This is a genomic window from Bullifex sp. (assembly GCF_034103065.1).
GTDB lineage: Bacteria > Spirochaetota > Spirochaetia > Sphaerochaetales > Sphaerochaetaceae > Bullifex.
In genome coordinates this window covers 1-14,544 of record NZ_JAXEGN010000061.1, presented here as the reverse complement: position 1 = coordinate 14,544, position 14,544 = coordinate 1, and the positions used below count along the sequence as shown (strand labels likewise).

Annotated in this window: 11 protein-coding genes; 1 reads left to right on the top strand and 10 read right to left on the bottom strand. The window is 34.8% G+C overall.

What is annotated here, in order from left to right; translation table 11 throughout:
- Window positions 1–495: 495 nt before the first annotated feature.
- From SOY52_RS02575 to SOY52_RS02565, 3 genes are read right to left on the bottom strand one after another with little or no spacing between them, the layout of a single operon-like run.
- Window positions 496–1,827 (bottom strand): hypothetical protein, encoded by a 1,332-nt coding sequence (locus tag SOY52_RS02575; RefSeq protein WP_320847422.1) that lies wholly within the window; start codon window positions 1,825–1,827, stop codon window positions 496–498.
- Entirely contained in the window at window positions 1,824–2,939 is a 1,116-nt protein-coding gene (locus SOY52_RS02570; protein ID WP_320847421.1) for an anaerobic sulfatase maturase, read from the bottom strand. The genes SOY52_RS02575 and SOY52_RS02570 overlap by 4 nt, the downstream gene beginning before the upstream one ends.
- Window positions 2,940–2,996: 57 nt before the next feature.
- Window positions 2,997–4,070, bottom strand: a complete 1,074-nt coding sequence (locus SOY52_RS02565; protein WP_320847420.1) for a phosphotransferase enzyme family protein — start codon at window positions 4,068–4,070, stop codon at window positions 2,997–2,999.
- Window positions 4,071–4,154: 84 nt separating this feature from the next.
- Here SOY52_RS02565 and SOY52_RS02560 point away from each other — a divergent pair, with 84 nt between their 5' ends.
- On the top strand, window positions 4,155–5,438 hold the full coding sequence (locus SOY52_RS02560) for a Gfo/Idh/MocA family oxidoreductase (protein ID WP_320847419.1): 1,284 nt from the start codon (window positions 4,155–4,157) through the stop codon (window positions 5,436–5,438).
- Here SOY52_RS02560 and SOY52_RS02555 read toward each other — a convergent pair.
- From SOY52_RS02555 to SOY52_RS02525, 7 genes are all read right to left on the bottom strand, one after another.
- Window positions 5,428–8,313, bottom strand: coding sequence for an alpha-mannosidase (locus SOY52_RS02555; RefSeq protein WP_320847418.1), 2,886 nt, complete (start codon window positions 8,311–8,313; stop codon window positions 5,428–5,430). The genes SOY52_RS02560 and SOY52_RS02555 overlap by 11 nt on opposite strands.
- Before the next feature lie 48 nt (window positions 8,314–8,361).
- A complete protein-coding gene (locus SOY52_RS02550; protein ID WP_320847417.1) occupies window positions 8,362–9,525 on the bottom strand; it encodes a PLP-dependent aspartate aminotransferase family protein in 1,164 nt (387 codons plus the stop codon).
- A gap of 3 nt (window positions 9,526–9,528) precedes the next feature.
- Window positions 9,529–10,377, bottom strand: a complete 849-nt coding sequence (locus SOY52_RS02545) for a carbohydrate ABC transporter permease (protein ID WP_320847416.1) — start codon at window positions 10,375–10,377, stop codon at window positions 9,529–9,531.
- Window positions 10,374–11,255: a sugar ABC transporter permease gene (locus SOY52_RS02540; RefSeq protein WP_320847415.1), complete on the bottom strand. Its 882-nt coding sequence runs from the start codon at window positions 11,253–11,255 to the stop codon at window positions 10,374–10,376. The genes SOY52_RS02545 and SOY52_RS02540 overlap by 4 nt, the downstream gene beginning before the upstream one ends.
- A gap of 74 nt (window positions 11,256–11,329) precedes the next feature.
- Entirely contained in the window at window positions 11,330–12,595 is a 1,266-nt protein-coding gene (locus SOY52_RS02535) for a sugar ABC transporter substrate-binding protein (protein WP_320847414.1), read from the bottom strand.
- Window positions 12,596–12,721: 126 nt separating this feature from the next.
- A complete protein-coding gene (locus SOY52_RS02530; RefSeq protein WP_320847413.1) occupies window positions 12,722–13,498 on the bottom strand; it encodes a carbohydrate-binding protein in 777 nt (258 codons plus the stop codon).
- Between the two features lie 52 nt (window positions 13,499–13,550).
- Window positions 13,551–14,544, bottom strand: a 994-nt coding sequence (locus SOY52_RS02525; RefSeq protein WP_320847412.1) for a sulfatase, incomplete at its 5' end; no start/stop codon positions are given.

Below are 14,544 nucleotides of genomic sequence, written 5' to 3'. Positions count from 1 at the left end.
CATAATTAAGTACATTCCAAAGCTTAAATGCTGCGTAGCAAAGATGACCAACTATATTGGCTTCTTTCTTTTCAAGCTTAAGTTTTGTTTCCTTAACTCGTTTCATATAACCTCAAAACTGATTACTCTGATTTTCTATGTACTTTTTTTACGGTTTCAACATAGAAAGAATGATTTTATACTATATGAGCAAGTTCTGTACTGAACAAGATTTATCTTCATAATTTATTATATCACATGCATATGTTTTAGTAATTACTATTTTGCGCTTTCATCTCGGAAATTGAATTACCGAGGATTCCCGCTTAATATCCTAAAATCCATGTTTTTCTACGATTTTATTCCGTATTTTTCTACATTTTTAACCCTAGAATTTCTACAATTTTATTCCTTGCTTTTCGACAAACTAATATTTTCTAAAAAAATTACCTAGATTAAATGAGATTTTATAGTCTCTTTATCTAGGTAAAGCTACACTTTGATTTATAGGAAAAACTATAGACAAGAGTAGTACATTAAAGCTCCATTACTTTCAAAATCTATATCAGAATCTTCACTAAGTATAAAGCAAATAGTATATGGATATAATGCACCATATACATTTTCACAAATATCAAAACCAATTAGATAATCTCTACCTTCTTCCAAGAAAGCTGAAATAACGTCCAAGGAAAGGCAAAAACCATTTTCAATGTCATTTAAGTTTTCAAGGTAGTATTCATTATCAACCAAGCAAGCAGCTGTAGCTAATAAGGACTGAGCAAAATCATCAAAAATTAAATCAAAGCTATAGCCTGCAGCATCCTCTAAAGCTTGAAGACCAACATACTCTGAAGAAACTAACTTTTTAATTGCATCTAAGCCAAAGCGCTCCTCGAAGTATCTGAAAAAGAGTAAGCCATAACCATATATAGAATTATCCTCACAAAAGATATCAGTTTCTTCACTATCATAAATAAATGGAACAATGTAATTTTCACTATGATGAGCAGGATAGCCAACATAATATTCTGTCCACATTGCAAGACCTTCACTGATAAAGGTCATATCTTCTTCTTCAAGATTATTTTTGTATCGTTCATTAAAATAAGTCATGTGGGAGAATTCATGACAAATTGTTGCAATTGCATCATCAAAAGTATAATCAGAATTAGGATCAAAAATATCTATATTAATATAAAGCATATCACTTTCATTTGATTCATACTCAATTCCAGAATTAAGTAATCCTTCCTTTGAGTATTGGTCAAGCATATAGTAATAGCCCATTTCATAAATATCTGTAATTAAGAAAATAATTTTTCCATTGTTATCAACATCAGCTTCTTTTCCAAAAAAACTTCTAATCTCGTCGTATTCAGGTTCAAATAAAGCAGCAAGCTCTTTAATCTCTGCTAAATCTACCGAATATCTATTATCTAAATAGTAATAAACATGTTCTGTTTCTAAGATACATTTAGCATCTACAAACTTTGAAGGAGAACTTGAGTCATAAACTGAAATATGATCCCAATTATCACCTATATGACGAGGAGTGGTTAAAGAATTATCAACATTAACTAAGCAATAATTCTCTGCATTATATTCTTCAATATCATCTAAGGCTTCACTTGGAGATGTGTTTTCCATTTCATCAACTTCAAATACAAGATCCTCCTTTACCTCTTCTAATGGGATAAAAGGTCCCTTTCCTACTGCATATACAGCGGTTGTACCATCATTATCACCATATGCTACTAGCGCAAGTGTAGTTCGACTATCATTTTTAGTAGTACTACACGAAATAAATAAAATTAGAATTGTTAAAATAATTATTACTTTTTTCATCTGTCACTCCTTACTCTCTTCTCTGTCTCAGCCATATAGATTAAACGATCTATTGCATAGTTAAAAAACTCTTTATATGCTGGGCAAAGGTATGTTAATGAAAGTTCTTTTTTATTAAAGTCCTCTCTATCACGTCGACACCCACCACGACAAAGAGAAAAGAATTTACACTTCTTACATTCCTCTTCTACCTTCTTTGATTTCTCAATAAACCCTATTTCAACTCTTTTTTTATCTAATTCTTCTAAACTATCATTAGTGATATTTCCAAGCTTGTAATCATCAAGGACATAAAAGTCACAAGGAAATACAGAGCCATCTCCTTCGATAACATAGTAATTTCCACACACTCCCCTCATACCACAAGCTTCTGGAGGGTAACCAAGGAGCATAGTAACTAAATTATCAAAGTACCTTATAGATACATATTCACCTTTTCTCCAGGAATCAAAATATCTATCAAATAAAATTTTTAGTGCCTTTGCATAAGTTTCTGCATCGAGGGAGTAATCATTTTTTACTCCACTAATTTCATCAAGGCATGGGATAAATTGAAGATATTTAAAATCATTTTTCTTAAAGAAATCAAAAATTAAACCAATATTTTCTGCAACAGTCTTATTCACTGTTGTTAATATATTAAATTCAACATGCTCTGCATTTAAAAATGATGCAGCTCTAAAGGTCTTAACAAAGGTTCCTTTATTATCAGGACCAAGTCTATATATATCATGGATTTTCTTATTTCCATCCATCGAAAGACCAATTAAATAGTTATTATCATGGAAGAATTTAGCCCATTCACGATCTATGATATACCCATTAGTTTGAAGTGAGAATGTAACTCTATGTCCCCCTTTTGCTTTAGCATATTCAGTAAAAGCTTTAAAGAAATCGAGGCCAGAAAGAGTTGGCTCTCCTCCTTGAAATGAGAAATTAACATTATCCTTTTCGTTTTCTAATGCTTTATCAATTAGACATTTCGCCGTATCTAGAGTCATAAAGCCATAATTCTTAACACTTCTATTTTCTATTTCATCCTTATAAAAGCAGTAGGTACAACGCATATTGCAATTTCCTGATGATGGCTTTATTAAAAATGTTCTATTCAATTTTTCCTCACAAAAAAATGAAGACATGGGGAAAACCCATGCCTTAATAAAGAATTATTATTTATATAATTTAGGGTCTCTAGCGATTTCTTCCATTTCACTTCTTTTCTTAATCATATCTTTTAAGAGCCCAATTTGAGTACGAGTACGTATCAAATTATGCTCAGGATATTGAGTATGGTAGTAAACATCACCAGAAAGATAATCGTCCAAGAATCTTATCGCCTGCTCATAGACAATTGTAATAACACCTTGAACAAGAGTATCAATTTCTTCATCGGTAATAATTGAACTTACAGCAGGGATAAAGCCCTTTGCATATGCTTTATACATCTCTAAATCAAGACCTGCACCGGAGTACTCTTTTTCATCCTCTGCAACATAGTTTGCAGAGTAACGAATTGAGTCTGCAAAATCATGACAAAGTAAGCCTGGCATTACTGTATCAAGGTCGATAACAGCAAGTGGCTCAAGTGTATCTTTATCAACAAGTACGTTACTAGTCTTTGTATCGTTGTGAGTAACACGTAAAGGTAATTTAATTTTTGAAAGCTTCGATGCTTCTTCAATTAAGCTTACAAGATAATCAACATCTTCTTTTGCACTACTTACTCTATTTACAGGATCAGCCTTTACAGTCTGCATAAAGTGTTCAATGCGCATTGGAGTATTGTGGAAGTTAGGAAGAGTTTCTGTAAGTAAAGAAGCATCTAAATCAGAAAGATCTCTAATAAAAGAACCAAAACTTAATCCTGCCATCTCAAGAGATTTAGGAGTAGCCTTTCCTTCAAAGGAAATAGTATTAGCAATAAACTTAGAAACTCTATATGCTCCATTCTCATTTTTGTATAGAAGAGTACCATTTGAAGAAGGTAGAAAATGGAGAGTCGCTCTCTCAGGATCCTTACCTGCTTTAGCTGCCTTTTCTCTAATATGAGTTGTAACAATATCAATATTCTTCATCATACCTTCAGTATTACTAAAGATATTGGTATTAATTCTTTGGAATATATACCTTTCTCCATTTGAATCAGTAATCAAATCTGTTGTATTGATGATACCATTTGTTAATGCCTTTACATCCCTTAATGGAAGTGCAATAGGAAATTGAGATAATACTTTTTCGTCCATATCTATATGATAGTTTATTTAACATTATTTCTCCATTGCTTTTACATTTTTTTGAGTATTATAATCAATTATCTGGAGGAATAAATGAAAGATAAAATAACTATTGCTATTGCAGGTCTAGGTTCAAGAGGCAGAACTGCTTATGGTGCAATTTTACTTGATATGAAAGATAGAGCACAGGTAGTTGCTATTGCAGACTTTGATAAAACACGTTGTGAAATTGCTCAGAAAGAACATAATGTAAAAAGTGAAAATGTTTTCTCATCTGTAGAAGAAATGCTCTCAAAGGAAAAGCTTGCTGATGCAGTTTTAATCTGTACACAGGATAGAGATCATGTTAGACATGCTCTAATGGCTCTTGATAAAGGATATGACATCTTACTTGAAAAACCTGTTAGCCCAGATTTAAACGAACTAAAATCTCTTGTTAAAAAAAGTAAGGAAACAGGTAGAAAAGTATTAGTTTGCCATGTTCTTAGATATACCCCATTCTTCCAAACAATTAAGAAAGCTATTGATAGTGGTAGAATTGGTAAAGTTGCCACAGTACAGGCATTAGAGAATGTTCGCTATTGGCACCAAGCTCACTCCTTTGTTAGAGGAAATTGGAGGAGAAAGGATGAAACTAGTCCAATGATTTTGGCTAAATGCTGTCATGATTTAGACTATTTAATTTGGCTTTGTGGTTCAAAGTGTAAAAGTGTTTCATCCTATGGTTCATTAAGCTACTTTAAAGCTGAATGTGCTCCTGAGGGTGCTGCATTAAGATGCCTTGATGGTTGTAAGGCTAAAGCTCATTGTCCATATGATGCAGAAAAAATTTATCTAACTAATAAAGATACTGGTGTATTACATGGTAATGTTGAATGGCCTGTTGATGTACTATCGGAAAATCCTACAGAAGAGACAATAAGAGCTGCTATTGAAAAAGGTCCTTATGGACGTTGCGTTTTCCACTGTGATAACGATGTTGTAGATAACCAAATTGTTGCAATGGAAATGGAAAGTGGTGCAACAGTTACTCTAACTATGTCTGCTTTCACAAGTATCGGTGGAAGAACTATTAAAGTAATGGGTACTCTTGGGGATATCCAAGGTGATATGCATGACAATATCATTAAGATTACCGAGTTTGGTAAGGAAAGTGAAATAATTGACCTTGGAAGAGAAGAAAAAGACTTTGCTGGACATGGTGGTGGAGACCAAATGCTTATTGAAGAATTTGTTTCACTTCTTGAAGGTGGAGAGGTTAATAATACAGTTACTACTCTTGAAGTAAGTGTTGAAAGCCATCTTGTAGCATTAGCAGCCGAAGAGTCCCGCCTAGAAGGTGGAACTCCTCAGCTAATTGCCCCACTTAGAGGTTAAGAGTTAATTTAAGTGTTTTAATCATGAAGGGTGAGAAGCTAATTTCTTGCCCTTCAAACTTTGTAAAGTGCTCTTCAATTAAATCAGAGTCATATACCTCTTTAACTCTATTATCATAACAAATTGTTATTAAGCCTTGGCTACCCTCTGCTTCATAGAATCTTAAAATGATACCATCACGATCTTCACTTACCTTCACGCTATCGAGGATAACACTACCACGCTCACACCTCCAGCTAAAAGGAAGAGATGGCATATACTGCCCATCACAATCATATCCTGCACGTATTGCACTACGAAGGCCTTCTGCACCACCATTTGCAAAGTAACAGGAATAACTAAATTCATGGTGCCCGATATCAGCACTTGGGTCTGGAGCCTTTGGACTACGTAATAGAGAAATACTAGCTTCTCCATTTTTAACTCTATAGCCATATTTACTATCACTAGTCATGATAAGTGAGTTTTGAGTATCGCCAAGGTGCACAAACCTTCCAGCAGGCACCTCAAATTGAGCTCTTTCAACTGTTGTACTATCACCAGTACTACGACTAATGTAACCAAAAGGAACTGCAAAGTTTGCATATGGAGAATTAATCACGCTATCAAATTCAGCTCTCAATATCTTATGTTTTTCGTTCCAATCAACTACTGTGTAGAAATCAATTTTAGCATCCGAAGCTCTAACAATTATTCTTTGCTCGAGCTTTGATGTATTTGATAACTCAGCATTAACTTTAATTAAAACATCATCACCAGCTTCTTCGATTGATACACTATTAATACCACTAATTCTCTTTCTGAGAGGAATCATATCAGACTCCATATCCCAAGCGTCCCAATTTACTGTTTCATCAGGAGAGAAAGTAATTGTATTAAATGACTTTCCACTCTTAACAAGCTCTCTTGAATTTACTACTACAGATGAAAAACCTCCCATTCCATCTGGAATTAGTTTTCCCCAAGGAGCAATGATAGCACCATCCTTTATGAAAACCTTTCCTGCTAGCTTTTCTTTTTTATAAGCAAAGTGGAAATCACTTGAAAGAGAGGAAGCATTTAATTTCTCTTTTACTTTTGAAACCATTTGTAATGCGTTTTTATAACTCTCTACAGCCTCATCCATTGCCTCTTTGATACACGAACCAGGAAGGATATCATGGAATTGGTTAGTTAAAAGAATTTTCCACGCATCCGATACAAGGTTAAGTGCTGACTTAACACGTTCACTTAAACCTTCCTTAACAAAAGCTTCTGAAATTAAGATATCTACCTCTTCTAAAGCTCTTTCAAGCATCCTATTACACTTCTTTACCTCTGCTTGTACAGTATAAGTTCCTCTATGTAATTCAAGATATAATTCACCCTTATATGTTGGAAGGTTATCTGTTGATGCAAAAATCCTTTCCATGGCACTTTGAAGTGTTACCCAGCTATTTTTAGGAAGTCCTTGAAGGTCATGCATTCTCTCAAGGTTCTCAATATCCTCAAGCATAGTACCACCACCGCCATCACCTTCTCCAATACTTCTAAGCAGTGTATCTTGAATATCCTTATGCCTAATTTTGTTGTAAACATGCATTATCTGTTCAGGTTCATTTTTGCCTTCATATGCATCAACAATCATATGAGAAGGTATTTTGGTTCCGTCCAAGCCCTCCCACATAAATAAATCATAAGGGAAAGCATTTGTATCATTCCAACCAATTTTACTAGTAACAAAATAATCAATCCCCGATTTCTTCAATATTTGAGGAAGCTGTGCATTGTAACCAAATGAATCAGGAACCCAAAATACATTACCCTTTACAGAGCCAAATAGCTCTCTAATTAGCTTTCTACCAAAAATGAATTGTCTTACAAAGGATTCTCCCGAAGGGAGCATGCAATCAGGCTCAACCCAGCTAATACCTTGGACCTCAAACCTTCCACCTTTTTCAGCTTCCTTTAGTTTTTCAAATATCGATGGATAGCGGTCTTTAACAGCTTTCATTTGAACTGGTTGAGTAAAAGTAAACTTAAATTCAGGATATTTTTCTAGATACTTCATCATTTGAGAAAGAGTTCTAGCAGCCTTTCTCTCTGTTTCATTTATTGGCCAAAGCCATGCATGGTCTAAGTGAGCATTTCCTATTGAAAGAATTGTTGGACAGATAGTTCCATTGTGAGATTCTAATGTTGGCCTAAGCATTTCTTTAGCCTTCTTAGCCATTTCATCTAAACATTCATCACTTGATGAAAAATCAAGAGTAATTAATGCCTTATGCATATTAGATAAAACACTTTGATATAAAAGAGATTTTTCATCTAATGTAGCTAATAAGCCTCTTAAAACCACACAATCGAAATAAAGGCTCCAAGTATTAGGATTCTTCTTTAGTAGCACTGGCTTTGAAAAGGTTAAAGGATAGCTTTTCTTTCTCATTGCACCAGCTGTTAATACTCTACCCCCTTCACTAGGATGGTATCCAGGGAATAAGTGGCCACCCCATGCTTCAAGCAGGATATCAAAATTATCAGAAAATGGAGTAATATCAAAAAGTGGATGGAATGGGTTAATTGCTCCCTGAGGCTTAGAATCAATATAAACAAAAGTATCTGTTTCAGTAGAAAGATTTAAATAGTACTCAGTATTAGCTTCCTTCTTATATTTAATTTGGCTTTTAAATAAAGTATTAATCCAAGGATGAGCCCAAAAGTGAGGGAAAGCTTCTACCTCTTTAAAAGAAACATCATCTAAATTGAAGTTTTCATTCAAAGCTTCCTTTTTATCTGCAGTAACCCACTTAAAGGAACTATCAATTTCTGTAAGTTTTCTTCTATTTAATTCATTAATTGAAATATCAATACGTTTTATTGCTTTTGTATATAACATCTATTTCTCCATTTTCAAATAATGCTCCGCAGAGCGCGGAGCAAAGACTTAAAGTGTTTTTAATGCTTTTTCTAAATCAGCAATTAATACATCAGGATCTTCAAGACCTATATGTACCCTTACTAAACTTACTTTATCATCAGGCACTGCTTCACCCTTCTTATAGTGTGTTGCAGCTGGGAATACTAAACTTTCATAGCCACCCCAGCTAACAGCCTTCTTAAAGTAATAAAGGCTATCAGTAAACCTTCTAACGGCTTCTACTTCTCGGGTTTTTAGTCTAAATGAGAATAGTCCACTTCCTCCTCTAAGCTGCTTTCTTGCAAGCTCCTTTTGTTCATAGGAATCAAGCATAGGATATAAAACAGACTCAACCTCATCTCTACCCTCTAAGAATTTGGCAACCTTTAAAGCATTTTGATAGTGAATAGGAAGTCGTACATGTAGAGTTCTTAGATTTCTTAAAATTAGCCATGCCATCATAGGATCTGGAACAGGCCCAAGAGCTTGGAACTCTGTTTCAAATAAATGAACCATATCCTCTTCACTTTTACCAACAATAACACCACCAAGAATATCGGAGTTTCCTCCAATATATTTTGAAGCAGAATGAACTACAAAATCGATTCCATAATCTAGAGGATTTTGGAAAATTGGAGTAGCCCAAGTGTTATCAATAATTGTCTTAATACCATGTTTTTTAGCTAAAGCAGAAACAGCTTCTAGATTCTGAAGTCTAAAAGTAAATGAGGTAGGACTTTCAAGATAAATAACTCTAGTGTTTGGTCTTATTGCATTTTCAAAGTTTTTAATATCTCTTCCATCTACAAAAGTACATTCAACGCCATAGCGACTTAAATAGGTTCCAGCGATATAATGTGCCCAATCATAGGAGTCTTCAACCATAATTATATGGTCATTTCCCTTCAAGCAACTAAAGATTGCTAAGCTAATTGCAGCAACACCAGAGGTAACAAGTTTAGCTCTTGCACCGTGTTCTAGAGCTGCAAGCTTCTCCTCACAAAGGTTTACAGTAGGGTTGTTACCTCTTGTGTAAATATAGTGAGAAGGTTCATCTGATAATGCCTCCTGAAAGGCATCAAAGGATGGGAAACTAAAGATTGATGTTTGAAATATTGGAGGACTAACAGCCCCAAATGGGAGATCATGCTCTCCCATATGTAAAAGAATATCTGAAATCTCTTTTGGCATTTTTTAACCCTTTACACCACCATCAGTAAGTCCTGCAACGATGTATTTTTGTCCAATACCAAATACGATCATTGTAGGTAAAAGTGCGACTACAATACCAGCACTCATTAAGTCCCAGCTAACACCAGCCTTAGAAATAAATGAGTTAAGTGCTACAGGTACTGTATATTTAGTTGCTTTGTTAATAAGCATTACAGATAAAAATAGTTCATTCCAAATGTTAATGAAGGCAAAGCAGAAGATTGCTGCAATACCAGGAAGTGTTGTTGGAAGTACTACATGTACAATTGACTGTATCATGTTACATCCATCAATCTTGGCAGCTTCCTCCAAGCTTACAGGAATTCTGTCAAAGAAGCTTCGGCTCATAATTGTACAGAATGCTACAACAGTGCCGATGTAAACAAAGATTAAAGTTCCATGGTTATCTACTAACTTTAACTTTGAAAACATTGTAAAGAGTGGGACCATCAACATGAAGGATGGAATTGTTTGAGTAAAGTACATCAAAACTTCCAAAAAGCCTTTTGCTTTGATAGCTCTCATTCTTGAGAGAGCAAATCCTGATAGAATTGATATTACCATAGCTCCACATGATGCAATTATTGTAACTTTAAATGAGTTAAAGAAGTATCTACCAAAATTTGAATAGGTAAAAAGCTTCTTATATGCATCAAAGGAAGGATTACTTGGCCAATAAATCAAAGGAATAGCATATAGCTCCTTTGCACCCTTTAAGCTTGTAATGAAAATCCAAAACAAAGGGAGAACTGCAACTAATAAAAAGGCAGCAAGAATAATTACTCTAGCAGTTGTTCCTGCAATTCTTTTAGCTTTTTTTGCACTTATCATAAGTCATCCTCCGATTTCTTCATAACCTTTAGATAGATTATTGAGTAAGTTAATAGGAATACCATGATAATTACGCCAATAGCAGAACCTTGACCATAGTCATACTCTGTAAATACCTTAGTAACCATACTTGTAGCGAGGATATTTGTTGAGTTAACAGGACCTCCTTGAGTCATTGCATAGATGATATCAGGGAAGTTCATTATCCACATTGTTCTTAATAAAACAGTAGATACAATAGTTGGCTTTATGTATGGGATTGTAACAGAAAATAGCTGTTGAACACTTCCACATCCATCAATTGTTGCAGCTTCATAGAGTTCTTTTGGAACAGATTGAAGGGCAGCAAGAAGCATAATTCCAAAATATGGAACACCATACCATACATTTGTAATAACAACACTTACCATAGCCCATTTAGGTTCTGAGAGCCAACCAATATTACTCTTAATAATACCAGCCTTCATAAGTAAATCGTTAATTACACCAAACTGTCCATTAAATAGCCATGACCAAATAAGACCGATAGCAAATCCACAAAGTGCCCATGTATAGAATACAAAGCCACAATATACACTTCTTCCTGGGAATGGCTTACGAAGCATCATAGCAAGTAAAAAACCAAGTAAGAATTGAAATACTAGGGAGAAGAATACCCAAAGTACTGTATTCCATAATACTTGTAAAAAGTTAATGTTTGTACTTTTTATTACATTCTTAAAGTTTTCAAGGCCTATATAATGTATGTCCTTTAGGTTGAACAAATTATAGTTTTGAAAGGCCATTTGTACGCCCTTAGCGAGCGGGAAATAGATAAGTAGCCCAATAAATAGCAGGGCTGGGATCATCATTACAGCATACCATTTATTATCTTTCACTTTTTCCTCCTCCAATTACGAATACAGGGCCGCAAACTCGCAGCCCTGACCATTAATTCTTATTAAGGAAAAAATTACTTGGTCCAGAAATCGCTGAGGATCTTGATAGTATCATCAACAGAAGCCTTACCAAGGAGCATGTTCTGCATAGCGTTCATGTGAACAGTACCATACTCTGTGAAGCGTGGATCGCTAAGTGGGAACTTAACAAATACTGTATCTTCGCCACTGATTGCATCTGACCATGCTTTATAGATACCCATGCTGAACATATCTGAAATTTCATAAGCACCCTTATTTACTGGGAGAGCACCATAGAATTCACAAATTCTAGCATTTACTTCTGCGCTTACCATGTACTGGATAAACTTGAAAGCTTCTTCTTTGTGCTTTGAGTTCTCTGCAACTGCAAGACCTGCAAAACCATAGTCAAGATATCTCTTTCCTGAAGCACCTGTTGGAACAGGGATTACTGTGTACTGTGATTCATCAAGAGCATCCTTAACAGAACCTACTGCATCTGGATCCTGGAATAAGAATGGAGTTGTACCTGAGATAAAGCCGTTAATCTGTTCTGCATAACCCCAGTTAACTGCATCTGAAGGACTGCTATTCTTGAAGAGGTTGAGGTAGTCATTCATAGCTTTCTTACCACCCTCAGTATTGAGGTAGAATGTACCATCCTTTGTGAAGTAAAGGTTATCTTCATTGATGTTTGCAACTTCAGGAAGCATCATGATATCAGTAGTCTTACAAGGTGTACCTTTACCTCTGATAGCAAGTGAGTACTGTCCCTTAGCTGGATCTGCAACTGCTGCACATGCTGCATAGAATTCATCAAGTGTCTTTGGAAGAGCAATACCCTTTTCCTTTAAGATATCTGTTCTAACCATGAGACCTTTAATATAGAGGTACTGAGGAATGAAATATGTTGTATCACCCATTGAAGCACCAGCAAGAAGAGCAGCTTCTACTAACTGATCCTTTGCACCCCAAGAATCAACCTGAGAACCGATATCAGCAAGAAGACCTGCATTAATTAATGTTGCAACTGAGTTATCTCTAATTTCACAAATATCAACATCCTGTCCAGCCTGAAGCATTGAAGCAAGCTTTGTCTCAGCCTGTTCATATGGAGGAGATACAAGATCAATCTTAATATTTGGGTTTTCTGCTTCAAAAGCAGCAATTGCATCATTAAGAACAAGTGTTCTTTCAGGAGATGTCATTACTTCTACAAAAGTAAGAGTTACAGTGTCATCCTTTTCTGCAGCACCCTGTGCAAATACAGGAGAGATTAAAAGAGCGACAGCTACTAAAATAGTTAATAGTTTTTTCATTCTGACCTCCGAATAATATTCGATGTTTGTATTATAAAGTCACTATTTTGTAAATACAAATTATTTATTCATTTTTTTTACAAAAGTAAAAAAAAAGCTCCAGCATATAGCTGAAGCAAAAACTAATTATTTCCAAACTCGTTCTTTTCCATAAACCTCTGCTTGAATCAGTGCTGGGAATGGAGAAGGATCATCACTCTTAATTAGGTTACAAATAGTAAGGGAAGAAACGATTTTAGGAGAGAATACGAATTCCTGTCTTCCATCCTTCTTCTCTAGCTCAAAAACAAGCTCTGAGCCATCAGAGAATTTTATTGTACAGCGATCCCACCAAGCATCGTGAGGAAAATCAGCACGAGTGTACATAATTATTCTATCAATTATCATTTCATTACCAAATTCTAGATATAGTTCTGCATTTGGATCTCTATTAATTCCCCAGCTTTCAAATGGCCATTTTCCATGAGACGATGAAGCAACAACACCATCAAAAGCATTACGAGATGCAAATACACTCTCACCTCTTGTCTCAATATTTGCCTTTGAATGAGGGAAGATAGAATCATTTGTATGACCATCATATGGGTTATAAGCTACATTTCTATATTGATATTCAAAGTCGTATGCTTTACGCATATACATATAATGAATATTTCCAGTAAAAACTCTTTGGTCGTAGCAGTCCTTTTTTTCATTAAAAGGGATAGGGAAAATAAAATCCTTTCCATTTGAATAGATAATTGCTCTTCCAAGTCCTAAATCAATAAGATAGTGACCTTTCTCAAGATTTTTTAATACAATTGCATCTCCTGCTTCAAACTCTTGGTTAAAAACTAAATAAACTTCTACTTCACCACTTTTTGAAGCAATAATATTATCTTCTCTTTTAATAGCTATTTCCATCAAAAACTCCTTAGTAATTAATCATACATTCTCTTAATTATTAATTCTATCTTTATTTATCTTCAGGGGCGGTAATCCCTTTGTGGTTCTGATAACCGCATTTATGACTTCTCCACTTTTTATCTGCTTTTACTGTAAGAGAGTAAAAAGGATCATCTGTAGTTTTAATGTAGCTATCAAGAAGAGCTCTCATTTCAGCTAAAAGTTTTTCATTTTCTTTAGCAACATTTTTCTTTTCAAATGGATCTTTGTCTAATAGATATAGCTCTTCACCATTATCTTCTAAATAGCGAATATATTTAACATTACCCCTTCTAATCATCCTTCCTGGTGAAATCGTATAGCCCCACTCAGTAAACCATTCTGATGTAACATATTCTCTCTCAGGAAGAGTTCCTTTAGTTACTATTTGAGAAATATCAACACCATCAAGACCTTCAGGTCTTTTAATATCAGCAAGAGAAAGTAATGTTGGGAAAAGATCTAATGTAGAGCAAATGCCCTTTGCAATTCCCCTACTCTTAACAAGGGAACCAGAGAATATAAAAGGTACTCTTGTAACTTCTTCATAAAGTGTAACTTGTTTTGTTACAGATCCACGAGAAGCCATGTTATCACCATGATCTGAAAGTAGAATATAAGTGATATCATCTTTAATTGGGGTATGTTCTAAAGAATCAATAATAGAACCGATGTAACGATCAGCAACAGATAAATAGTAGTTATATGCTGCAATATACTCTCTAAAGTTATCATCACTCCAGCCAACTGTTTGAGATTGTCTTACATGAGAACAACAAAGATACTTTACAGGAGTTGATCTATTTTCTATATCATCAAACTCATAGTTCTCCGGAAGAGGAGGAAGGGTGCCACTAAATGGCTCATGAGGACCCTTATTCTTTCCTACAAAGCCACATATGTTATGAGGATTTATTAAATCAACAACCATACAAAGTGGCTTATCATAGCTATAGGATGAAATAAATTTTAGTGTTTCATCTAAAGTATATTTATCTGCATAGGTGTCCATATTAAATGGAAAT